Origin of the sequence: Alkalihalobacterium chitinilyticum (genome assembly GCF_029028005.1) — a bacterium.
In the GTDB taxonomy this organism is placed as follows: domain Bacteria; phylum Bacillota; class Bacilli; order Bacillales; family Bacillaceae_F; genus Alkalihalobacterium; species Alkalihalobacterium chitinilyticum.
In genome coordinates this window covers 322,946-345,245 of sequence record NZ_JAOTPO010000002.1, presented here as the reverse complement: position 1 = coordinate 345,245, position 22,300 = coordinate 322,946, and the positions used below count along the sequence as shown (strand labels likewise).

Annotated in this window: 21 protein-coding genes; 5 read left to right on the top strand and 16 right to left on the bottom strand. The window is 37.7% G+C overall.

Going from position 1 to position 22,300, the window contains the following annotated elements:
• Positions 1-48 precede the first annotated feature (48 nt).
• The 15 genes from N7Z68_RS04315 to ctaG form a co-directional block, all read right to left on the bottom strand.
• A complete protein-coding gene (locus N7Z68_RS04315) occupies positions 49-237 on the bottom strand; it encodes a ComZ family protein (protein WP_275117228.1) in 189 nt (62 codons plus the stop codon).
• 20 nt (positions 238-257) lie between these two features.
• Positions 258-1,214 carry a BMP family ABC transporter substrate-binding protein gene (locus N7Z68_RS04310; RefSeq protein ID WP_275117227.1) on the bottom strand — a complete coding sequence of 319 codons (957 nt, stop codon included), beginning with the start codon at positions 1,212-1,214 and terminating at the stop codon, positions 258-260.
• A gap of 73 nt (positions 1,215-1,287) precedes the next feature.
• Positions 1,288-1,455 carry a hypothetical protein gene (locus tag N7Z68_RS04305; RefSeq protein ID WP_275117226.1) on the bottom strand — a complete coding sequence of 56 codons (168 nt, stop codon included), beginning with the start codon at positions 1,453-1,455 and terminating at the stop codon, positions 1,288-1,290.
• Positions 1,456-1,550: 95 nt separating this feature from the next.
• Entirely contained in the window at positions 1,551-2,465 is a 915-nt protein-coding gene (locus N7Z68_RS04300; RefSeq protein WP_275117225.1) for an NAD-dependent epimerase/dehydratase family protein, read from the bottom strand.
• Between the two features lie 412 nt (positions 2,466-2,877).
• A complete protein-coding gene (locus N7Z68_RS04295; protein ID WP_275117224.1) occupies positions 2,878-3,633 on the bottom strand; it encodes an alpha/beta hydrolase in 756 nt (251 codons plus the stop codon).
• 393 nt (positions 3,634-4,026) lie between these two features.
• On the bottom strand, positions 4,027-4,206 hold the full coding sequence (locus tag N7Z68_RS04290; protein ID WP_216828324.1) for a YjzC family protein: 180 nt from the start codon (positions 4,204-4,206) through the stop codon (positions 4,027-4,029).
• 232 nt (positions 4,207-4,438) lie between these two features.
• A complete protein-coding gene (gene argF, locus N7Z68_RS04285) occupies positions 4,439-5,398 on the bottom strand; it encodes an ornithine carbamoyltransferase (protein WP_275117223.1) in 960 nt (319 codons plus the stop codon).
• 12 nt (positions 5,399-5,410) lie between these two features.
• Entirely contained in the window at positions 5,411-8,566 is a 3,156-nt protein-coding gene (gene carB / locus N7Z68_RS04280) for a carbamoyl-phosphate synthase (glutamine-hydrolyzing) large subunit (protein ID WP_275117222.1), read from the bottom strand.
• Positions 8,559-9,638 carry a carbamoyl phosphate synthase small subunit gene (locus N7Z68_RS04275; protein WP_275117221.1) on the bottom strand — a complete coding sequence of 360 codons (1,080 nt, stop codon included), beginning with the start codon at positions 9,636-9,638 and terminating at the stop codon, positions 8,559-8,561. Before N7Z68_RS04275 ends, carB begins: the two co-directional genes overlap by 8 nt.
• A 109-nt stretch (positions 9,639-9,747) precedes the next feature.
• A complete protein-coding gene (gene argD / locus N7Z68_RS04270) occupies positions 9,748-10,881 on the bottom strand; it encodes an acetylornithine transaminase (protein WP_275117220.1) in 1,134 nt (377 codons plus the stop codon).
• Positions 10,878-11,657 carry an acetylglutamate kinase gene (gene argB / locus N7Z68_RS04265; RefSeq protein WP_275117219.1) on the bottom strand — a complete coding sequence of 260 codons (780 nt, stop codon included), beginning with the start codon at positions 11,655-11,657 and terminating at the stop codon, positions 10,878-10,880. Before argB ends, argD begins: the two co-directional genes overlap by 4 nt.
• Before the next feature lie 23 nt (positions 11,658-11,680).
• Positions 11,681-12,916 (bottom strand): bifunctional ornithine acetyltransferase/N-acetylglutamate synthase, encoded by a 1,236-nt coding sequence (gene argJ / locus N7Z68_RS04260; RefSeq protein ID WP_275117218.1) that lies wholly within the window; start codon positions 12,914-12,916, stop codon positions 11,681-11,683.
• A gap of 31 nt (positions 12,917-12,947) precedes the next feature.
• Entirely contained in the window at positions 12,948-13,988 is a 1,041-nt protein-coding gene (gene argC, locus N7Z68_RS04255) for an N-acetyl-gamma-glutamyl-phosphate reductase (protein ID WP_275117217.1), read from the bottom strand.
• A 359-nt stretch (positions 13,989-14,347) separates the two neighbouring features.
• Positions 14,348-14,980: an SCO family protein gene (locus N7Z68_RS04250; protein WP_275117216.1), complete on the bottom strand. Its 633-nt coding sequence runs from the start codon at positions 14,978-14,980 to the stop codon at positions 14,348-14,350.
• Between the two features lie 72 nt (positions 14,981-15,052).
• Complete coding sequence (ctaG, locus tag N7Z68_RS04245) at positions 15,053-15,982, bottom strand: cytochrome c oxidase assembly factor CtaG (protein WP_275117215.1); 930 nt, start codon at positions 15,980-15,982, stop codon at positions 15,053-15,055.
• 182 nt (positions 15,983-16,164) lie between these two features.
• Between ctaG and N7Z68_RS04240 the strand changes: the two genes are divergently transcribed.
• The 5 genes from N7Z68_RS04240 (at position 16,165) to N7Z68_RS04220 (ending at position 18,928) form a co-directional block, all read left to right on the top strand.
• Entirely contained in the window at positions 16,165-16,983 is an 819-nt protein-coding gene (locus N7Z68_RS04240) for a Cof-type HAD-IIB family hydrolase (protein WP_275117214.1), read from the top strand.
• Positions 16,984-17,061: 78 nt separating this feature from the next.
• The gene (locus tag N7Z68_RS04235; protein ID WP_275117213.1) at positions 17,062-17,205 is read left to right on the top strand and encodes a competence protein; all 144 of its coding nucleotides are present in this window, start codon (positions 17,062-17,064) and stop codon (positions 17,203-17,205) included.
• Positions 17,198-17,419 carry a DUF3813 family protein gene (locus N7Z68_RS04230; protein WP_275117212.1) on the top strand — a complete coding sequence of 74 codons (222 nt, stop codon included), beginning with the start codon at positions 17,198-17,200 and terminating at the stop codon, positions 17,417-17,419. Before N7Z68_RS04235 ends, N7Z68_RS04230 begins: the two co-directional genes overlap by 8 nt.
• A 332-nt stretch (positions 17,420-17,751) precedes the next feature.
• Positions 17,752-18,204 carry a GNAT family N-acetyltransferase gene (locus N7Z68_RS04225; RefSeq protein WP_275117211.1) on the top strand — a complete coding sequence of 151 codons (453 nt, stop codon included), beginning with the start codon at positions 17,752-17,754 and terminating at the stop codon, positions 18,202-18,204.
• A 118-nt stretch (positions 18,205-18,322) separates the two neighbouring features.
• A complete protein-coding gene (locus tag N7Z68_RS04220) occupies positions 18,323-18,928 on the top strand; it encodes a YkzI domain-containing protein (protein ID WP_275117210.1) in 606 nt (201 codons plus the stop codon).
• Positions 18,929-19,171: 243 nt separating this feature from the next.
• Here N7Z68_RS04220 and N7Z68_RS04215 read toward each other — a convergent pair whose 3' ends face one another.
• Positions 19,172-22,240 carry an efflux RND transporter permease subunit gene (locus N7Z68_RS04215; RefSeq protein ID WP_275117209.1) on the bottom strand — a complete coding sequence of 1,023 codons (3,069 nt, stop codon included), beginning with the start codon at positions 22,238-22,240 and terminating at the stop codon, positions 19,172-19,174.
• Positions 22,241-22,300: the final 60 nt, after the last annotated feature.

Below are 22,300 nucleotides of genomic sequence, written 5' to 3'. Positions count from 1 at the left end.
CCTATGTACTCGCCCTCTCGAATGAGCATGTCCAATTTATGCAAATTTTTATTTGTTGCTTTCTTCTTTACCTAGTTCGTATGCTTCATTCATTACTTTTACAAGCATGTTTACCATCGGTTGAAGATCATCCATATTCAACTCGATCCCTTTTTCGTCAAGCATCGCTTTTCCTTCAGGCATATACTTCATGGCAATTTGCATAAATTTCATTTGTAACTCTGGATTTACATTCATATTATTATTCACCTCGTCCATTAGTCTTCTATAGGTAATTTACCTGTATTTACATAGCTCTCAATCGCTGAATGAATTTCAGCTTGAAATTCTTCAGGGATAATCGAACTAAATTCACCTAACGTAATTACTTCATCCTCAAAATCATAAAAGAGATTTCCGGTATCTAATTCACCGCGATTAAAACGCTCTGCTACGACCTGATATAAATGATCCACATGCTGAACGGTACTCGTTAAAACGGTGGAGTCTCCTAGATCTGATTGATCACTTACAAAGCCTATAGCGAATTGGCCATTTTTCTTGATCTCCTCAATGACAGGAATATGAAAACCGTCACCCGCTGGGTAATACACATCAATACCATTCTCATGCATCTTTGCTAAAAGATGCAATGCTGTATCGACATCTGCCCAATCTTTAACATAATCAACACTCACATCGATTTTGTTATTTTGAAATTTTGCTCCTTCTATAAACCCCTCGATTTCAGGTTGCCAAGAAAATGCGGCAATTACACCGATTTTGTTTGACTGCGTCATCTCGGCTGCGACCATCCCTGCAAAAAAGCCCATCGCATGACTGTTGAAGTGTAAGCTAGTTACATTGTCCCCAGATACTGTTCCGTTAAAACTAACAAAATGAATATCAGGGTACTTACTATTAATCTCACTAAAATAATCACTGTATACACGACCATGACCAAAGATTAAATTAACACCTTGTTCTTGGTACTCTTTTACCGCTTCTAGTACTTTAGGAAGTGAGTCAATTTCTTCTTTAAAATAAACGTCAACATTAAGTTCAGAATGAATTTTTAACAACCCTTGATATCCTTTGAAATTCCAACCTTTATCATCAATCGTATCTTCAAGTAATAATCCAACCTTTTGTAAATTAGAAGTTGTTGTGTTGCTAGCACAACCGCTTATAATTAAAACGACAAGTAGTAATAAAATGAACCGCGTTTTTTTCATAATGTAGTCACCTTAAGTCAATAACTTAATCATTTTCATAGTATAGTATGTTAATGACTTGCTATAATCCTTTCTAGATCGTTTTCTTACGATATAAATATTCAATTAAAAATCCAACTGCTAAAGAAATAATAACTACAATTCCATCGTTTATATCAGTCATATAATCTATGAGGAGAAAACTAGCAATTGTAGTTATTGAGAAAAGCAAAAAACCTATAATAACTGTTTTTGTGTTCAATTGTTTCCCCCATTATTTTATTCTACTTCAATTTTACCTAATATTTTAATAGAAGGAAAGCTAACGAATGTACCAAAATTGTCCTATTGCTAAATCTATTGTTTTCGATTTAATCGTTTCTTTAAATATTCTTCTTGTTTCTTTATTCCTTCCTCAACCGTTGTACATGGGTTAAAGCCTAATTTATCCAAACTTTTTTGATTGGAAATGAACACTTCTTCTCTAGCATTTTTCCAGCCTTTATCTTTAATTCCCGTGATCATTTCTTTTCCTTTAAACCACTGCCTTTTTTTCCCTGATGAGAAATTATAAACTTCATTCACAAACTTTGTTCTTCCTGCCAATAGTAAACCTTCAACAACATCTTCAATATATAATATATCATAAGTTGACCGATCAACAATTTCTGGAAAAGGTTTGTTCTGGATTTTTGCTTCTAACAGCTGGTGAAAAGTCATATCTTCGCGTTGCAGGGGACCATATACAGTTGGTAATCTAACGATAACAACATCCAGATCACTTTTTTTACTCTCCTGGATTAATAGTGATTCTCCTGCCATCTTCGTCAGACCGTATGGGTTAATAGGATTAGATGGTGTTCGTTCTGTAATCATTCCCGTACGTTCCCCGTACACCTGAACCGTGGAACTATAAACAATTCTTCCTTTACCAGTTACAGCTTTAATGAGATGCTGGGTAGCCTCCACATTGTGATAGATCGTCTCTCTTAAACGATTCCACTGATGATCAGTTTGAGTAGATGCTGCTAGATGAAATACCACGGTATCTTCTTCTAACATAGAAGCAAAATCGACAGCTTCTATCGGTTGTTGAATATAATGGAATAAAGAATTTCTTCCAATATGAAGCAACCTTTCCTCCCCTTGTCTTTGTTGTGTATCATTAATCAAAGAATCGATCCCAAAGACTTCAATCCCTTCTTCTATTAATCTAGAACACAAGTGAACACCAATAAACCCAAGGGCTCCTGTTACGATTGCTTTTTTCATATAATTCCTCCATTCTTTAAGAAAAGCGCAATGTTTCACGCTTTTTACGGCTGACCGTAAAGGAAAAGTGCACGACTACTGGATGCTGAGCACCGGAGCTAGACATCACCGAAAAGCGCAAGGTGCCTGCTTATCGGCGACCAGCGCTCGAGGTCCAGCAATTAGTGTCCTGGGTTCGGACACGTTTGATGGACCGAAGCGACCTCGAGCCGATGGCGCCTGGAGCTAGACATCACCGAAAAGCGCAAGGCGCCTGCTTATCGGCGACCAGCGCTGGAGGGCCCGCAATTAGTGTCCTGGGTTCGGACACGTTTGATGGACCGAAGCGACCTCGAGCCGATGGCGCCTAGAGCTAGACATCACCGAATTTTATACTTTCTATCTTTGAACAAATCCTCTCTAATGAAAGCCATCAGAGAGGACTTGATAATTTTTGTTCATATTTACGTAAAAATGAGAATATGGGCTTACTAAAATATGAAATTGATTTTCCAGGTAAATATAATTTTAAATTGATAGGACTCTTTTCTTGTAATCGATACTTTTCATACCGTTTACTGTGTTCCTCAAACCTATACTTTCGGAAACTTGTTTCATGAAATATATACAGGGGGATATTATTGTGAAACTTCCATGCATTATTTTTCTTTAAAACTTTTTCCTCGACTAATTCTTTTTCGATTTGATGTGCAGCAGACAGTTCAGTGAGTAAACGCTTATAAAACAAACGATTGTTTCGTTCATTTTTATAATAACGATAAAGGTGTAAGCACGGGTTAATCATAATAGTGGAACGAATGTTATTCTTCATTTTTTCAAAAAGTTTCAGTGCTAAAAGTGCTCCCATTCCTTCTGCAATAATATGGATATGAGGATTTAATATTTCACGTTTTAAAATATAATAGTATAGGTTTTCTGCTAACTCACAAGCTTTTTTACTCCCCCAATGCCTTCCATAGAAATTTGAAGTAAAGATCGTATATCCTTCATTTCTTAACGTATCTATAAACTTTAAACGTTCTGGATGTTGCATCCACAATGACGTTTTTTCATTTACATAATGGTCCGTATCGCCTATTAAAAGGATTGCAAATCCATTCGGTTTTTCTGGTAAATGGACAACACTCCACTGTTCATGGATACAAAAAAACCGTTCGCTTACGCTCATTTTTTCCTCATCCTCATGAATTAATTTCTCGAAGCCGCTCTATTTAATTTATGCAATCTTTCGAGAAATGCAATAACAGAACGTCAAGATTGGTTATGAGGCTACTCTTCTTCACTGATTACTTCTTGTAAAAGTATCTCTAAACGATTCTTCCCTGTTTCCGTTAAATTACTTTCGCTTTGATTTAATAACGCATCTAATTCAGCTTTTAACTCTTCCATAAAACCCTCCACGCTATGTCCCTACTTCTTATTATTCATATGTATAATCCTTAATAAAATGCTCCTATTGTAAATTTTATGTTTTATTTTTGTGTTCTTAAAATTGATAGCGGTGACTCAATATTTTCCCACTCTCACTAATGGTCTAAATAATTAAGTCACCTGTTCTAGCCTATGGCTTACGTTTTGGCATCCATTTTCTGTTTTGGTTTGATGCTTGAGGGAACGTATCTCCAGCTTTTAATTTTATTGACTTTGGATTTTGTACCATGCTTCCTGTTTCCCCTATTTCAACGTATATACCGTTATTCGGAACTTTTTGTCCAGGTACAAATTGGTGGTTTTGTCCCATCATTTTCACCCCTTTTCAATGTACATTTTTAATATAACCACTTGCTGTTTGTTTTACGTACCGTGTTATAAATTAGCGTTTTTTACTAAAAGATCTCTTTGGGAATAAAAAAAGCGTAACGGACTGCTTAATCCGTTACGCTTTTCATTTACTTATCTTCTTGAGGATTGAATTCATTTAGAATTGATTCCATAAGATCCGGTAAAACTAACAGTATGCATGAGCACTGATATTACTTAATTACCGATGCAAGAATTGCCTTTTGAACGTGTAAACGATTTTCGGCTTCATCAAAAACGACAGAATGTTGACCATCGATAATATCTGCTGTTACTTCTTCTCCACGGTGGGCAGGAAGACAGTGTAAGAATATATAATCGTTCTTTGCATGGCTTACTAATTCACTATTTACTTGATAGGGTCCAAACGCTAGCTCACGGTCTTTTTGCTCTGATTCATAACCCATACTTGCCCAAACATCAGTATAGATAATATCAGCATTTGTTACAGCTTCAACAGGATCATTCGTGATTTTAATCGTTGAACCTGTTGACTTAGCTACTTCAAACGCTTTCTCGACGATGTCTTGGTTCATTTCGTACCCTGCCGGTGTTGCTACTGCAACATCCATCCCAACTTTTGCAGCACCAATAACGAGGGAATGTGCAACGTTATTCCCGTCTCCAACGTATACGAGCTTATTTCCTTTAAACGTGCCCTTTTGTTCATAAATCGTTAATAAATCCGCTAATGCTTGGCATGGGTGGTAATAGTCTGTCAGCGCATTGATAACAGGAACTGTTGAATATTTTGCTAGTTCTTCTACTTTTTCATGACTATTCGTTCGTACCATGATCGCATCAACATATCGTGATAAAACTTGTGCTGTATCCGAAATAGGTTCTCCACGCCCAATCTGTAGATCACGAGGACTTAAAAATAATGCATGTCCTCCTAGCTGGGTCATACCAACTTCAAAGGAAACACGAGTTCTTGTCGAAGCATTTTCAAAGATCATTCCTAAGGATTTTCCTTGTAAAACATTCGAACTCTTTCCTTCTTTTTGCTCTCTCTTCATTTGACTTGCCAATTCTAATAAGTAAAAAATTTCATCCGAACTAAAATCAAGTATTGTCAAAAAATCTTTTCCTTTTAGTTGATTAGCATCGATTTTCGTTTCATATTGAAGCATACGATCACATCCTTATACACTTGATTTTGTACGGTGCATCCATTCTTGAATGGAAATTACCTCGTCCGCTTTTCCATTTATACTATTTAACATCATCGCTAGCGTTGTCGTCTCTGTAATGACCGAAACCCTGTGCTTTAATGCTTGCTGCCTTTGTTCTTTCCATGTTTTATAACCCTTTTTTGGAATACTAATATAAGCTGCTGCATCATCCTGCTCCACCCACTCTTGGAAAGGAAGTTGTTTTTCTTCAACAATTGTAAAACCTAGTTCGATAATCTTTTGCGCAAGAGGTTGGAATTCCGCCAGTTCTTCCACAGCAACGTCAACAAACATCGTTCCTTTTTGACGATATACAGGTGGAATATGTCCCTCACTCCAAGCAAATGCTTTCTTCATTGCCTCTTCAACAGTATTACCGATACTGATTAATTCTCCAGTCGATTTCATTTCAGCTTCAAGTATCGGATCTAAACCGGAAAGTTTACTGTATGAGAAGATCGGTGCTTTCACAGTGTAGTAATTTGTTTCAGGCAGGTACCCTGTCGGTAAGCCGAGACTTCGTAACGATTGACCTAATAAAAGCTTTACAGTTACATCCACCATGTTCAATCCTGTTACTTTACTTAAGATCGGAACGGTTCTTGATGCACGCGGATTTATTTCAATTACATAGAGTTGATTTTCATAATGAACAAACTGAATATTGAAAATGCCTTTAAAATCCATACCTGCAGCAATCTTTTTTGTATAGTCATATACCAGCTGCTTTACTTGTTCAGCTAATGAAAATGGCGGTGTCACTGCCATACTGTCTCCTGAATGAACACCTGCTTTTTCAATATGTTCAAACATGCCTGGAATTAAAATATCATCCCCGTCTGTCAAAGCATCCACTTCAATTTCAATGCCAGGATAATAAGCATCGATTAAGATTGGAAAGACAATCGCTTGATCTTCTGAATTAATATAATCGATCATTTCTTCACGACTTGTGACAATCACCATTCCTTGGCCACCAATAACATAAGATGGACGCAGTAAAACCGGATAGCCGATTTTCACCGAATGCTCCAGCAATCCAACTTCATCGTAAGCTGTAACACCTGGGATATGCGGGACATTGACACGTTTCATAAAATCATAAAAACGTTTTCGGTCTTCAAGTTGGTCTATCGTATCCATCGTCGTTCCATAAAGCTGAACTCCAGCTTCCTCCAGCCCTTGAACAAGAGAAATTGCAGTTTGGCCGCCTAACTGTACGATGACACCTTCTACATTTTCTAGTTCCACCACATTTAAAACATCCTCAACAGTTAGCGGTTCAAAGTATAATCGATCTGCCATTTCATAATCCGTACTTACTGTTTCAGGGTTATTATTCATAATGATGGCTTCATAGCCGAGATTTTTTAAACTAATCGCACCATGAACCGAGCAATAATCGAATTCTATTCCTTGCCCTATGCGAATAGGTCCTGAACCCACAATTAATATTTTCTTCTTTGTACTTGAGACATCAACATCATGTTCACCATGCCAGCTCGAATAATAATAAGCTGTATTCGCTGTAAACTCAGCTGCACACGTATCCACCATTTTATAAGAAGGGAAAATACCGAATGCTTTCCTCTTCATTCGAACGTCGTGTAAAGATACATTCCAAACTTTACTTATCCATTCATCAGAAAAACCGTAGCGTTTATATTTGATAAGCTCATCTTCTTGGACTTCACTTAAAGATGTCTTGCTAATTTCTTCTTCAATCTCTATAAGTTGCTTAAAACTATTTAAAAAGTATAAATTAATCTTTGTTCTTTCATGTATACTGTCAATCGTAATTCCACGACGTAACAATTCTAATATGGAAAAGAAACGGCGATCATCTGCCTTTTCTACAACTTCCCACAACTCAGCATCCGACCATTTTTTTAGAGCCGGTAAAAGCAAGCCATCTGCTTTTATTTCTAAAGATCGAACCGCCTTTTGGATCCCGCTTTCTAAATTTCTTTCAATCGCCATTACTTCACCGGTTGCCTTCATTTGGGTTCCTAAGCGTCGGTCAGCATTGACAAATTTATCAAACGGCCATCGGGGAAATTTTACGACGACATAGTCAAGGGCAGGTTCAAAGCTTGCGTATGTGTGTCCAGTTACTGGATTAAGAAGTTCGTGAAGATGATAACCTATACTTAACTTCGCCGCCATACGAGCAATCGGATACCCGGTTGCTTTTGATGCAAGTGCTGATGACCTGCTGACACGCGGATTTACTTCGATTAAGTAATACTGTTTACTTTCAGGATCCAGTGCGAATTGAATATTACATCCCCCAACGATACCTAATGCTCGAATGATTTTAACTGAAGCAGATCTAAGCATCTGGTATTCAACATCTGTTAACGTTTGTGAAGGAGCTACAACGATGGAGTCACCTGTGTGAATACCGACTGGATCAATATTTTCCATATTACAGACGGTTATGCACGTATCGTTATCATCACGCATGACTTCATATTCAATTTCCTTAAATCCTGCAATACTTCGTTCGATTAAGCATTGCGTTATCGGGCTGGCAGCAAGACCACCTTTTACGATATACCGAAGCTCATTTTCATCTGCCGCGATACCGCCTCCAGCACCACCTAACGTATAAGCTGGGCGGATAATAATCGGGTATCCGACAGAATTGGCAAACGATACAGCATCCTTTTCTGTTGAAACGATTTGACTTTCAGGAACAGGCTCGTTCAGCTCATTCATTAAGCTGCGAAACTCTTCCCTGTCTTCTCCTTTCATAATAGAAGCAATAGGTGTACCTAATAGTTGAACATTATACTTTTCTAAGATCGCTGCTTTATGAAGAGCTAGTGCTAAATTCAGTCCAGTTTGACCACCTAGTGTTGCTAATAGACCATCTGGCTTTTCTTTTTGAATTATTTTCTCAATACTCTCAACTGTAAGCGGTTCGAAATAAACTACGTCTGCACACGCTTCGTCAGTCATAACAGTTGCTGGATTGTTATTTACGAGAATAACGCGGATTCCTTCTTCTTTTAGTGCGAGACATGCTTGTGTACCTGCATAATCAAACTCTGCTGCTTGCCCGATGACAATTGGACCTGAGCCGATTACAAGCACTGACGATATCGACGTAATTTTAGGCATAAGCTTTTTCTCTCCTCTTGCTGCTCATTTCTGTTATGAAAACCGAAAAAATTTCTTCACTATCAGACGGTCCAGGGTGTGCCTCAGGATGGAATTGTACAGACGCTACTGGTAACTCTGTATGAATAAGCCCTTCAACTGAACCATCATTAATGTTTTTATATCGTGCAATTAATCCCGTCCCTTGTAATGAAGCATCTTTCACTACATAACTGTGATTTTGTGACGTCATATATACTCTTTTCGAATATAAATCTTGGACAGGTTGATTCGCACCGCGATGACCGAAGCGAAGCTTCTCTGTATCAGCCCCGAATGCTAACGCTAACAGTTGATGTCCTAAACAAATGCCGAAAGTTGGATAGTCCATTGCAAGTTTTTTGATATCATGGAGTTGAGTTGCCATCTGTTTGGGGTTACCGGGACCATTGGATAATAAAATGCCGTCAGGTTTCAAACCTGCGATTGTTTCATACGTTGTATCATAAGGTACGACCGTCACTTTGCAGTCATATTTCAGCAAAGTATCCACAATTGATTTTTTAAATCCGAAATCAAGAAGAACGACATGTGAATCCCCTTCACCATAAGTAACAATCTCTTGAGTAGAAACTTCTTTTACAAGGTTTAAGTTTTCAATCGGCTCATATTGTTCAAAGTTCACTCGACTTAGATCTGTCGTTAAAATCGCTCCCATATCACCAAGTTCACGGATACGTTTAACAACTGCCCGCGTATCAACTCCAGTTAGCATAGGAATACTCGATTGCTGGCAATTGTCTTGGAATGAGGATTTTGATTCATAATGGAAACCACTTGAATTACATTCACTCATAATTACACCTGAAACTTGAGGTTGAAGACTCTCATTATCTATATCATTCACTCCGTAATTGCCGATCAGCGGATACGTAAATACAACAATTTGACCTTTAAATGAAGGGTCGGTTATTACCTCTTGATACCCAGTCATTCCCGTAAAAAAAACGACTTCTCCATACACATCCGCTTCCGTGCCGATCCATTCTCCTTCGAATGTTTCCCCTGTGGAGAGCACTAAATAGCCTTTCATTCCTTTTCCTCCTCAGCACACTCAATGTCCGTATATTTATTTCTGTTAAAGTATTTTTATTCAATTATCTGTAAAAAAAATTCTATTTCCCTCTAATTCTAGTCCTTCTTTATAACACTTCAGCTAGAACTGTTGCTGCTTGTTCTAGTTGCTCATTCGTCACTGTTAACGGCGGTAATAACCGGATAACAGTTGGACCAGCACTTAGTGCAAGAAATCCCTTTTCACGCATCTTTGTTATCAACGTTCCGACTTCACCGTCACATTCAATACCAATCATTAATCCTTTACCTTTAATTTCTTTAACAAAATTAGAAGAGGTTAATTTTTCATTTAATAATTTTTTAAAATAGTTGCCTTTTAATTCTACTTCCTGAAGAAATTCCGGTTGGAACACTTGTGACATAACCGCACACGCTGCTGCAGTTGCTAATGGATTCCCACCGTAGGTTGACCCGTGGCTTCCTGGTCCAAAAGCTTCCTTTAGTTTTTCTTTTCCGATAACTGCACCGATTGGAAAACCGTTTCCTAGTCCTTTCGCTGAAACGATAATATCCGGTGAAAGATTATAGTGCTCATAAGCGAACGCTTTCCCCGTTCTTCCGATACCTGTCTGTACTTCATCCACAATCAATAATAGGTCATGATCTATGCAAAGCTGTTGAAGTTCTGCCATAAATTGTGGATCTGCAGGGTGAACTCCACCTTCTCCTTGAATGACTTCAATCATAACGGCAGCCACTTTGTCATCTATTAAACTTTTAACTGATCCAATGTCATTGAATACGGCATATTCAAACTGCGGAAGTAACGGTCCATAACCTTCATGGATTTTTTCTTGTCCTGTTGCAGACATCGATCCGAATGTACGTCCGTGAAAAGACTGTTTAAAAGATATGATCTTCCACTTTCCTGTATATTTTCTAGCGAGTTTGATCGCTCCTTCATTTCCTTCAGCCCCGCTATTACAGAAAAAAACATAATCGCCGCAAGAGTGTTCCGTTAGCATTTGTGCTGCTTGCTCTTGAGTAGGTATATGAAATAAATTAGAAACGTGCCACACTTGATCTAACTGTTCTTTTACTTTTTGATGAACGACTGGATGGTTATGACCTAAATTACATACACCAATTCCAGAGGTAAAATCTAAATATTCTTTTTCGTTCGTATCAATTAATATTGCACCTTCTGCTTTTTGGACAGTTACATCCCATCTAGCGTACGTTGGAAAAATAGAACTCATGTTAAAGCCACCTTTTCTTTAATAACTTTCGTCCCAACGATTGAGCCGTGCTTCGTTAATGAAGTTCCTTTTCCATTGACAATCATCACCGCTTCAATCTTTCCTTGCAGACTTTTTATGGCTGCTTTCACTTTCGGAATCATGCCACCGTAGATCGTCCCAGTCTCAATTAAATGCTCAACCTCTTCTGTTGTCACTTGTTCAAGTAAAGTTCCATTTTTTAAAATACCAGGCACATCGGTTACAAACAACAGCTGTTTGGCATTTAAAGCGTCTGCAATCACTCCAGCCGCAGTATCGGCATTAATGTTGTAACGTTCTCCGTCTTCTCCTATTCCTATCGGTGCGATAACAGGAACTAAGTCGTTTTCGATAAGCTGTTCAAGCATTCCCTTATTTATTGAGACAGGTTCTCCGACAAATCCAAGCTTTTCTTTATCAATTGGTGCAGCTGTCATTAACTTCCCGTCACATCCTGATAATCCAATACTGTTTAATCCAGCAGCTTGTAATTTAACCACTAAATTTTTGTTAACTTTTCCGCAAAGAACCATCTCTGCCGTATCTAAAACATCTTTTGTTGTTTTGCGTAAACCGTTAATAAATTCACTTTCTATTTTCATTACTGTTAATAGCTTATTAATCTCAGGGCCACCTCCATGGACGATCACTGGTGCTTTTCCTGCATCTTTTAAAGATTTAATACTAAGAAAAAACTCATCTGAAAGTTCCCCGATTGTACTACCTCCACATTTAACAACGACAATCTCTTTCATAGTTCTCCCCTCATCGTTATCGCTTACGTACGATAACCTGCATTTATTCTGACGTAATCATACGTTAAATCACAACCCCAAGCTTTACCAAAACCATCGCCGACATGTAAATCTACTTTTATAATAATATGTTCATTGTTTAAGTAAGCCGTTGCTTCCTCTTCAGAAAACGAAACTGGTTGACTCATCTTCAATGTTTCAATCGGCCCTAACGCAATATCTATTGTTTCTGGATCAATGTCAGCACCACTGTAACCTATTGCACAAATAATACGTCCCCAGTTTGCATCCGTTCCGAAGATAGCTGACTTGACTAAGTCGGACCCTACGATTTGCTTTGCAACCTTCCCCGCTTCCTCGTCACTTTTAGCACCCTTCACTTCAACTTCAATTAATTTCGTTGCGCCTTCACCATCACGAGCAATCTTTTTCGATAATCCTTCACACGTCTTCTCTAGTGCTGTGAGAAAATCTGACCAATTTGGGTGCTCTTCAGTCAACGGATCGTTATTCGCTAAGCCGCTAGCCATAACAACGACCATATCATTTGTTGACGTATCTCCATCAACAGTAATTCGATTAAACGTTTTGTCTGTAACATACGATAATGCTTTTTGTAAATCTTTTGGTTCAATGTTTGCATCTGTTGTTACAAAACCAAGCATTGTCGCCATATTCGGATGGATCATTCCGGACCCTTTTGCCACGCCGCCAATCGTAATTTCCTTCCCATCGACAAGCGTCTTATAACACGCATGTTTCTTTACGGTATCTGTTGTTAAAATAGCCTCATTAAAACGATTCGCACCCTCAAATGATGCTTCAGGCTCTAGTTCTGCTATCCCTTTTCTAATCTTATCCATCTGTAAAAATTCGCCAATCACTCCAGTTGAAGTGACGGCTACCTGATGAACAGGTATTGAAAACTTCTCTGCTCCAAGTTGACGCATTTCGTATGCGTCTTCCAACCCTTTTTTTCCTGTACAGGCATTCGCATTTCCGCTATTTACAATTACAGCTCTAAGCTTTCCTTCAGTGGCAATGCTTTCTTTTGTTACTTTTAATGGCGCTGCTTGAACTTTATTTAATGTATAAACAGCTGCACTGCTAGCAGGTACTTCACAAATGATTGCTCCTAAATCGAGTCGTCTCTTTTTAACAGCTGTATACACTCCTGCTGCTGAAAATCCTTTTGGTGTAATAACTGTTCCACCGTCAACTGCAGTCACTGTTTCCACTTTATTACTTAACGTATTCATTCTGTAATCCACCTCTCGTTATTCCAATGGCTTAAGGGTATGTCGGGATATAGTTTAATCCTGAAGTCTCCTCAAATCCGTTCATTATATTTAAGTTTTGAATTGCCTGACCTGCCGCGCCTTTCATTAAATTATCAATGACTGAAACAACCGTTATTCTCCCCGTTCGGTCATCATATGTCACACCAATATCACAGTAATTAGTACCGTATACTTCTTTTGTCGATGGGTATTCCCCTGTTTTTCTAACTCTGACAAACGGTGCATTCTTATAGGTTTCTTCAAAGAGGTCGCGCAGCTCTTTTTCGGTTAATTGGCTGTTCGCACTATTCATATAAATAGTAGACATGATCCCTCTTGTCATTGGTACAAGATGTGTACTAAATGTAACAAACGGAACCTCACTTCCATAAACATTTAATCCTTGCTCAATTTCAGGGATATGTTTATGTTGATTGACTTTGTATATTTTAAAATTATCATTCATTTCACTAAAGTGAGTAACCGGTGAAGGTGACCTGCCTGCACCTGAGACTGCTGACTTAGCATCAATGATAATGCTTTTATTATCAATTAAATCATTTTTCACAAGTGGTAATAACCCTAGTAGTGTTGCTGTTGGATAACACCCTGGATTGGATATTAATTCAGCTGATTGTATCTTTTCTTTTTCCCATTCTGGTAAACCATATACTGCTTTTTCTAGTAGACTAGCATTTGCCGCATCAATTCCATACCATTGTTCGTAGACTTTTCCATCGACTAACCTTAGATCGCCAGATAAATCAATGACTTTCAGCCCCGCCTCTAACAGTTGACCGGAAATGTCCCTTGATACTCCTGGTGGTGTAGATAAAAATACAACGTCTGCCTGCTGTTTAATTAGTAACGGGTCAATGTCTTGTAAAACTAAATCTGTGATGCCTTGCAGATGCGGGTAACTTTCACTTATCTTAATTCCTTGTTGTGAGGAAGAGTGAACAGAACGTAACTCAACCTCTGGATGATTATGTAATAGCCGGATTAGATCTGCTCCGCCGTAACCTGTTGCTCCGATAATTGCTGCTTTCATTGGTTCTCCTCCTCCAAAAAATTGTTTAAAAATTTTCAACCAATTCCATATTCTTCACGTTGTGTATTATTATAATTATGAATAAAAATAAATGCAACTGTATTTTTATTTTTAGTTGAATTTTCTTACACTTGTTTTTATTTATCCTATACTAACAACAAAAAGTATGATGAACTCGGACATTTCTTGCCGATTTATCATCATACACTTCTATTCTTTTTCATAATTTATACAGAAGCACAAAAAAACGTGTAGAAATTCTCTACACGTTCTTTTAATAAATATAAATCTCTTAATGATAGCAAGTTAATAGTTTATAAGGTAGCGTTTAGAATTTGAGCCGTCAATGCCCTTGTAAATTATTGTTGTAAGTATCGTTTTATATCATTGATAATCGGTTCTGGGTCTGCTTTTAAACCATCGTACGATCGAATAACATTTCCTTCTTCATCCACTAAATAGAAACTCGTCCCATGCATAATATCCTCACCGTCTGGTAATGGCTGAACGATCGTTTGGAAAGATTGTTTGGCGATCTCTGTAATTTCCTCTTCTGAAAATCCAGTTAAAAACATCCAGCGTGAAAAATCAGCATCATTATTTTCACCATACTTGTTTAATCGTTCAGGGGTGTCAAATTCAGGATCAACCGTAAATGATACCATCTTTACGTCTAAGCCTTCTTCTTCAAGGGCATATTGCAAGACTCTAAAATTCGGTGTCATTAAATTACAAACAGTCGGGCAGCGTACGAAAATCATATTCGCAATCCACATGGTACCTTGTAAATCTTCATTTGTGACCGTTTCTTCAGATTGGTTCACAGCTGTAAAAGGGATAATTGATAATTCAGCTGGAGTAAGATCTACAACACTGGCATCCTTCTTGTCCGTGTGATAGATCCAACCACACCCACTCAGGAGAACAGCAAATGCTAGTACTGGTAAGAGTATCTTACATTGTTGAAATAGATGTTTAAAATGACGTTTCATAATAACAACTCCTATAATAAAACTTCAATAAGTGAGGACGTTACTCCCCACTCATTGACAAAATACTATAAATTAATTTTTAATCGTATGAGTAGCTGGAATATCACTGATTGAAGGTCCTTCAGATTGCTTTTCTTTCTTAATCCATTGCTTAAATACATAACCTAGTGTAAACCCGTACGTAATTTCCTGCATGATTTTCATCAATATCCCTGCTAACTGCTGATCAGATCTGGGGTTAATCGGTGAAAATGGATTGGCACCACTCGAAAATAAATTGTATGGAATTTCAGCACCTGCAGGTAAACAAAACGCCATTACTGTTGCCCATGTATTTGGATCGGTATATACACTATACATAGCTGTCGGCGCGAAGATAATTAGTGCACAAGCTGGTGTAATTAAAATACCATTAGCAAAGATATAACCCATTCTGCGTAAATCTGAAAGCTGCGCCTTGCTCGGTATCGGTGAAATCATATGCCACCACATTAGTGTTGCAGCAACAAACAACAGCATTTCATAACCACTATGAAGAACGATGTTTTTCATTAAGAAATCAAAGATGTTTGGTAAATGATAAACAGAGAAAAGAAAATTGAAAAATAGCACGCCAATAAGCGGGTTAAAAAATAACTTCCCTACTCTTGCAAAGATGGTGCCTTTTGCTTTTTGAATAATGGCACGAAAAACCCATTTAGGCATCCCTAAAATAAATAAAGGTACTGCTATAAAGTAAGCAAAAACCATTTGGGCCATATGGAAGCTAATCATTAAGTGGCCAGCAACATATAAAGGGCTTCCCCAACCAAGATAAAGAGCAAACAAACCAAGGATGAAATACGTTTTTTGGCTGGTTGATACAGGCTCTGACCCTACAAAGCGGTTTCTCCATTTGCCGACAAGTCTAAAATAAAGAAAACCGACTAAAATTAATATAATGATGAGCTCTGGTGTCCATAGCGCACGAAAACCAAAGTTTGTAAATAATTGTTGTAACACTTTGCCTTCCTCCTATCGAGTGCATTTCAAATTAAATTATAGGGAATAAAATAACCATAGATAGTTTAAATAGAAGATATATGATACTCTCGTTAATAACTATAGCACACTTTACTGCTTTTCCTAAGCTGTAAAGTGATGGCTAATTTCTAACAATATTTTGAACATAAAGGAGCTATATTATGAGCAATACTCATTTAATTGCCCTTGACCTAGATGGGACACTATTAAAGGACGATAAAACAATTTCAGAACGAACGAAACAAACGATTGAGTTAGCGAAAGCTCAAGGACATATTGTCTGTATCTCAACAGGAAGACCATACAGGGCGAGTGTACAATATTATAATGAATTAGCACTTACAACACCAATCGTAAATTTTAATGGGGCATTTGTTCATCACCCTTTAGATCATTCGTTTGGTTACTTTCATACTCCCTTAGATGTGAAAACAGCAAAGACGATTATTGAAACGTGTGAAGCATTCAGGGTCAATAATATTATGGTAGAAGTCATCGATGATTATTACCTTCGTTATTACGATGAAGTTTTTATTGAAAATTTTACATTAGGACAAAACCCTGTTGATTATGGAAATTTACTTAAAATCCTTCAAGATGATCCAACATCTGTACTTGTCCATCCGAAAGATGAGCATGTTAATGACCTTCGAAATTTATTAGATGAAGCTCATGCGGAAGTGGTTGATCAGCGATCTTGGGGTGCTCCATGGAACATTATTGAAATTATCCGTGCAGGAATGAATAAAGCAATTGGTCTGAAACGAATTGCGGATTATTACCACATACCGAAGGAAAGGATTATCGCATTCGGTGATGAGGATAATGACCTTGAGATGATTGAATTTGCTGGCACCGGTGTTGCGATGAAAAACGGCATATCTCAATTAAAATCGATTGCAAACGAAATTACGTTAAGTAATGAAGAAGATGGTATCGCCATCTATCTGGAAGAAAAGCTTAACCTTAAAACTACATAAGACGCGTGCTCCTCGGAAAAAATATGATTGCGTGAGAAGTATTTCTCTCTTCAATCTTTTAAAAAGGAGCAAACACACATGAGTAAACGATCACGATCAAAGCGCGAAATTCAACAAGGCAAAGATGCTGTTCAACCGAATAATGAACGCTACAATAACGTAACAACAATGGCTGAGGCTGAAAAAACAAATCGTAACACAGGCAGGGACTGCGATGAGTAATCAACTGTTACAAGAAGCTAGAACTGCTGTTGAATTAGCCGAGCAAATGACGCAGCACGCTGTTACACCAGAAGAAATGCAAGCTGCTCAAATTCAGGTTGAAAAAGCTAGAAATAATTTACTCTCAGCTTTTGCCAATTCAACGACAGCTCAAAAAGAGCAATTAGAAGAAATTCAACAGTCACTTAACCAAATTGATAATGAATATCAGTAAAAACTAGTCAGAACCTCACTTAATCTTGGTTTCCCCTGATATAAGTGAGGTTTTTTCATATTATAATGATAAACAACTTTTCACTTCCACATCTCAATACTGTTTAGATCATTTTCTGGGTAAAATGACACCAGACTATCACATCTTCATTATTAAAGCAGCTAAATGTAAATTAAATCCATTTTAACTAACAAGATTCGACTTATTACCCTACCCCCTCTATAAGTTTTATGTTAATCTATTAAATGGAGAATCGTTTAAAAGATGTGAACTAGTAGTAATTTATAGACTAGTATTGAATATACTTGTCTTGAATAGGGGGACTAGGGTTTATGAAAATTTTTGAAGTTCCAACAGATGCAGATCAATCTTTACGCATTCGTATCGCCGATCTTCTAATGGGACAAATGGAGACTTTGGGTAAAGAGGATGCTTATGATCTACTTTTAGAGGCTATTAATCTTGCTCTCCAAGAAGGTTCTTCTGCACATATTTTTGTAGCAGAATTGGAGGGGGCAATTATCGGTGCTGCATTTTTTAATATTGGAATTAGTATTACAAAAGGCGGCCATTATATATGGTTAAACGACTTATATGTTCATAAGGAATACAGAAATCGCGGAATTGCCAAAAAGCTCCTGCTCAAAATCATTTATTGGTCAGAAAATGAAGATATTAAAGGAATTGAGTTAGAAACAGGAATTAATAATGAAGCAACCAAGGCTTTATATAATTCTTTAGGCTTTTATGACATTATTTCAAAACGATACGGGTTTAGGTTTTAGAACTGTTGAATTCAAATTCAACAGTTTTATTTTTTACTTCTTTTTTATTTTCGTTGTTCATAGTATAGTAGCAACCTTTAGAAATCTCAGTCATGACAGCGATAAAGGAGTGTGGCCCGTGTCTTATTATTACTACGAAGCAGAATTTAGCAACCTTCATGTGGAACTGTCCAAGCATGCACTCCATCAGTTTATTAAAAAAATGATGAATGAAAATTTCTCACTCTTCTGGCGGTATGAAGACGATACGATCTTACTCATTATTGACAACCATGAAACACTTTACGAAATACCATTCATCCGTAACAATGATTTTCTTACATTGGATGTCGACTACTTGACTGTAAATGACGAAATCATTGTGGAAGCACTCGAAGTCATCATCTCTCGGTTCAATGGGAATGGAGTAGTAAAAAAGTTCACTGGTACTGGGGGCCCCCATTACATCACTAGTTATAAGACGGGGAGTATTCAGTCTATTATCGAAATTGATGGGAGTGAAAAAATTATTATGAATAGGAATGGTTCAATTGTAGAATATAGGGAGTATGGTCATAATCTAGAGCCTCAAACGGTTTACAACATTACAAAAATGGAGATTGATTACGAACTGATGGAATTACATGAGGCAATTCAAGAAAACGATGAACAAAAAATAAAAAACCATAAAAAACGACTGAGGAAATTACTTAACCGCAAAGAAGAAGTATCTCAACTTTTATAAGCTAGTATATACACCCTTAGATCAGCAACGTTTGTTAGAACTTCACTTCCAAGGTTTTTTCATTTAAACTTACCTTTACGTTCATTACATTCCATGGAACAAAAAAAGAGGCTGACTCTTAGTATGTGTCAGATTCCTCTTAAACAACGATAGCTGCTACATAAATGTAGGAACTATCTTTAATAGGAGGAACACATATTTCAGTCAGCCTCTATTTCCATCAAAGCTTCTCAGTGCTCTTTTTTAACTTCCCCTCGCAAGTTTTTTCATTTTACGCTTAGCTATAGCTGCGTATAGTGCAGGCACTAAAAGTAAGGTAAAAAACGTCGAGAAGAATATTCCTGAAATGATCGAAATCGCTAACGGTGTAAACAACACATCGCCGCTAAGTGCTATCGGAACTAGTGCCCCAATTGCCGTTAAAGCCGTTAGTAAAATTGGACGTAATCTTGCTCTCCCCGCCTCAATAACTGCTTCTTTTAATGACGAACCAGCTCTAATTCTCTGTTCGATAAATTCAATAAGAACAATAGAATTACGAACTACGATACCAGCTAACGAAACAACCCCCATCATCGCCATAAAACCTAATCCTGTTTGAGTGATGAACAGACCAATGACAGCACCTGAAATGGCCAGATACACCGTACTCATCACCAGTATTGGCGTAGATAAAGAATAGAATTGAAAAGCCATTACGATATAGATAAGAAAGACAACTACAATGAAAAGTTTTCCTACTTCAATAAAGAAATCACTTCTAGCTTCAGTTTCCCCGCCGACAATTATCGAATAATCTTCACTCAATGAATAGCCTTCAATAACGTCATCAATTTTTGCTTCTAGTGATGTTTTCATATCTTCTCTTGGATAAACTCTTAAAGTTACTGTTCTTTCCCCGTTCTCATGCGGGATGCGTTGTATTTCTTCTGAATATTTCTCAGTTAACAACTCATCGAAACCAATGAAAGCAGGCGGTCCTTGGGCTGTTTCAACTGGAACAAAAAGCTCAGATAAATCGAGATCACCATTTGTAGCAGCCCCCTCAATGATTAGCCTCATATCATAATAATTGAAACTATCGTCAAATTGACCTACTGGAATACCTTCTGTTACTAAACGAATTTGTTGACTGATTTCTTTCATTGTAATTCCGTATTCATCTAATTTACTACGGTCGGGGTCCAATACAGTTGTTGGCCAAGGCTGACCGACATCATCAACAACAATCCGTGTTTCTTCCATTTGAGCAATGGAGCTTCTTAAATCACCAGTGATTTCAAGAAGTGTTTCAATTTCCTTACCTGATACTTTAATAGCAATTGGCGCACCGACTGGTGGACCTGCCTCAATTGTTGTTAACTTTGTTTCAACTGATGGATACTCCTCTTGTAATATGTCACTCCACTTACTAATTGTTTCTTCTGCTGACTGCTCTTCTTTATCGACACGTACGAGTAATTGCCCTGTATTTTCACCAGGTCCTGTTAACACTGAACCGAATAATGGCGGAAGTCCCGTACCTGTAAAGCGAGATACTTCAATAACTGATTGATCTTCCCTCATTCGCTCCTCGATTGATGCTAACAGTTCATCTGTCTGTTCGATCGTCATTTGAACGGGCGCGATCACATCAACTGTCACTTCTTGACGATCTGCACTTGGAAAAAAGACAACCGGAATAAACGGAACCAAACCGTATACAGCTGTACATAAGATAAGACCCAATATTCCAATTCGTAAAGGTTTTCGTACAATGTTTCCGAGGACCTTATCTGCATACCAGTCGGCAAGCCGGTCAATAGGTTTGCCAAGTAAACCATTATCAAACTTTTCAACCCTTTTTCGCTTTTTCTGACGCCATACACGATAAATAGGTACTAGTGTTAGCGAGATGATGGTGGAAGCAATAATGGTAGTAATGAGTACACTTGGTAGTGCACGAATAAAATCACCGCCGCTTCCGGTAATAAAGACAAGTGGTAAAAATGTAAAAACAATCGCTAACGTTGATGTGATAATGGAGACTCTGACTTCTCTCGTACCATTTAAAGCCCCTTCTAGCGGCGAGTCACCGAGTTTATATCGACGTTCAATGTTATCATTTACAACGATCGCATCATCGACTAAGATCCCTAACGCTATAATAAATCCAATAATTGATATTTGATTTAAATCTACCCCTAAATAAGGTAATGGAATTAACCCTAATAAAATAGAAGTTGGAATTGCTAGCGCAACAATAACAGCTGAAGCAAAGTTTAATCCTAACAGCGTTACAATGATGACCACACCAACAGCGATTGCAAATGAAATTGCTAAATCAGTGAAAATTTCTGTGACAATATTATCTTGAGTATAAAAAAGATCGACCGACACAGAAGCTGGAAGACTTTCACTTAACTCAGATACTCTTTCATCAATCGTTCGGTGAAGAGAAGGTACATCAATTCCTTTCTCGGGAATAACTGTAAATGAGATCGCTCGTTTTCCTTCATACGTAATAATATCTGTTGGTTTTTCATACCGAAGTTCAACTTGACCAAGTTCATTCAACGCAATTGGGTCTCCTTCATTTGAAAACCCTACAACCAATTGACTGAGTTGATCAACATCTTTTACTACTGGCAGCTTTAATTGGGTTATACTACCGTTGCGTTCCTGTTTCCCCAGTGGAACTTGATCAAATTCACCTTCTAATGCTGCCAAAATACTTGGAAGGAATATACCGTTTTCATTCATCTTTTCTTGTTCAAGTGTTATAAGTAACTCTTGAACCGGTACTCCTTTTACTACCGTTCCTTTTATTCCTGGAACCGACTCAATTGTTCTTTGCCAATCCGCGATTTGCGGCTGCAAAGCATACAACTCTTCGTAACTCCCATCTGTAACGAGATGGTACGAAGATAACGCACCTAACGCTCGATCATCACTAATAGAAGAAGATAAGGCGCCTTCAGGAAATGAACCTGAGATATTTGCTATTGATTGACTGACTTTTGATAAAACCTTTTCTTGATCCATTCCTTCATCTAATTCTATGACGATTGTAGAAACACTAGCTGCTGAAATCGATGTGTGTTTATTAATCCCTTCTATTTTATCTAATTCTTCCTCAATCGGTACGGTTATCGATCGCTCGACTGTCTCTGGATCAGCCCCAGGATAAATCGTTGAAATCGAAGCTACAGGCAGTGAAATCTCGGGTATTTCACGTTGCGGCAATTGAAAGAAAGTAATTAAGCCTACCAGTGTTAAAAAGAATAAAAGCATTAACGTAATTTTTGATTTTTCGATTAACCAATCGAACATAGCTTCCGCCCCCTATAATAACAAACGTTATACATTTGTTATACAGCATGATCAACATAA

What these genes read in the sequence shown, in the direction of transcription:
- argF (WP_275117223.1), bottom strand. Translation starts at nt 5,398, where the DNA reads ATGCTTCAATATGAAACGAAAATCGATGCTAATCAACTAAAAGGAAAA.
- N7Z68_RS04240 (WP_275117214.1), top strand. Translation starts at nt 16,165, where the DNA reads ATGAGCAATACTCATTTAATTGCCCTTGACCTAGATGGGACACTATTA.
- N7Z68_RS04225 (WP_275117211.1), top strand. Translation starts at nt 17,752, where the DNA reads ATGAAAATTTTTGAAGTTCCAACAGATGCAGATCAATCTTTACGCATT.
- N7Z68_RS04310 (WP_275117227.1), bottom strand. Translation starts at nt 1,214, where the DNA reads ATGAAAAAAACGCGGTTCATTTTATTACTACTTGTCGTTTTAATTATA.
- N7Z68_RS04230 (WP_275117212.1), top strand. Translation starts at nt 17,198, where the DNA reads ATGAGTAATCAACTGTTACAAGAAGCTAGAACTGCTGTTGAATTAGCC.
- N7Z68_RS04300 (WP_275117225.1), bottom strand. Translation starts at nt 2,465, where the DNA reads ATGAAAAAAGCAATCGTAACAGGAGCCCTTGGGTTTATTGGTGTTCAC.
- N7Z68_RS04235 (WP_275117213.1), top strand. Translation starts at nt 17,062, where the DNA reads ATGAGTAAACGATCACGATCAAAGCGCGAAATTCAACAAGGCAAAGAT.
- N7Z68_RS04295 (WP_275117224.1), bottom strand. Translation starts at nt 3,633, where the DNA reads ATGAGCGTAAGCGAACGGTTTTTTTGTATCCATGAACAGTGGAGTGTT.
- N7Z68_RS04315 (WP_275117228.1), bottom strand. Translation starts at nt 237, where the DNA reads ATGAATGTAAATCCAGAGTTACAAATGAAATTTATGCAAATTGCCATG.
- N7Z68_RS04290 (WP_216828324.1), bottom strand. Translation starts at nt 4,206, where the DNA reads ATGGGACAAAACCACCAATTTGTACCTGGACAAAAAGTTCCGAATAAC.
- argB (WP_275117219.1), bottom strand. Translation starts at nt 11,657, where the DNA reads ATGAAAGAGATTGTCGTTGTTAAATGTGGAGGTAGTACAATCGGGGAA.
- N7Z68_RS04275 (WP_275117221.1), bottom strand. Translation starts at nt 9,638, where the DNA reads ATGAAAGGCTATTTAGTGCTCTCCACAGGGGAAACATTCGAAGGAGAA.
- argC (WP_275117217.1), bottom strand. Translation starts at nt 13,988, where the DNA reads ATGAAAGCAGCAATTATCGGAGCAACAGGTTACGGCGGAGCAGATCTA.
- argD (WP_275117220.1), bottom strand. Translation starts at nt 10,881, where the DNA reads ATGAGTTCTATTTTTCCAACGTACGCTAGATGGGATGTAACTGTCCAA.
- argJ (WP_275117218.1), bottom strand. Translation starts at nt 12,916, where the DNA reads ATGAATACGTTAAGTAATAAAGTGGAAACAGTGACTGCAGTTGACGGT.
- carB (WP_275117222.1), bottom strand. Translation starts at nt 8,566, where the DNA reads ATGCCTAAAATTACGTCGATATCGTCAGTGCTTGTAATCGGCTCAGGT.
- N7Z68_RS04250 (WP_275117216.1), bottom strand. Translation starts at nt 14,980, where the DNA reads ATGAAACGTCATTTTAAACATCTATTTCAACAATGTAAGATACTCTTA.
- N7Z68_RS04215 (WP_275117209.1), bottom strand. Translation starts at nt 22,240, where the DNA reads ATGTTCGATTGGTTAATCGAAAAATCAAAAATTACGTTAATGCTTTTA.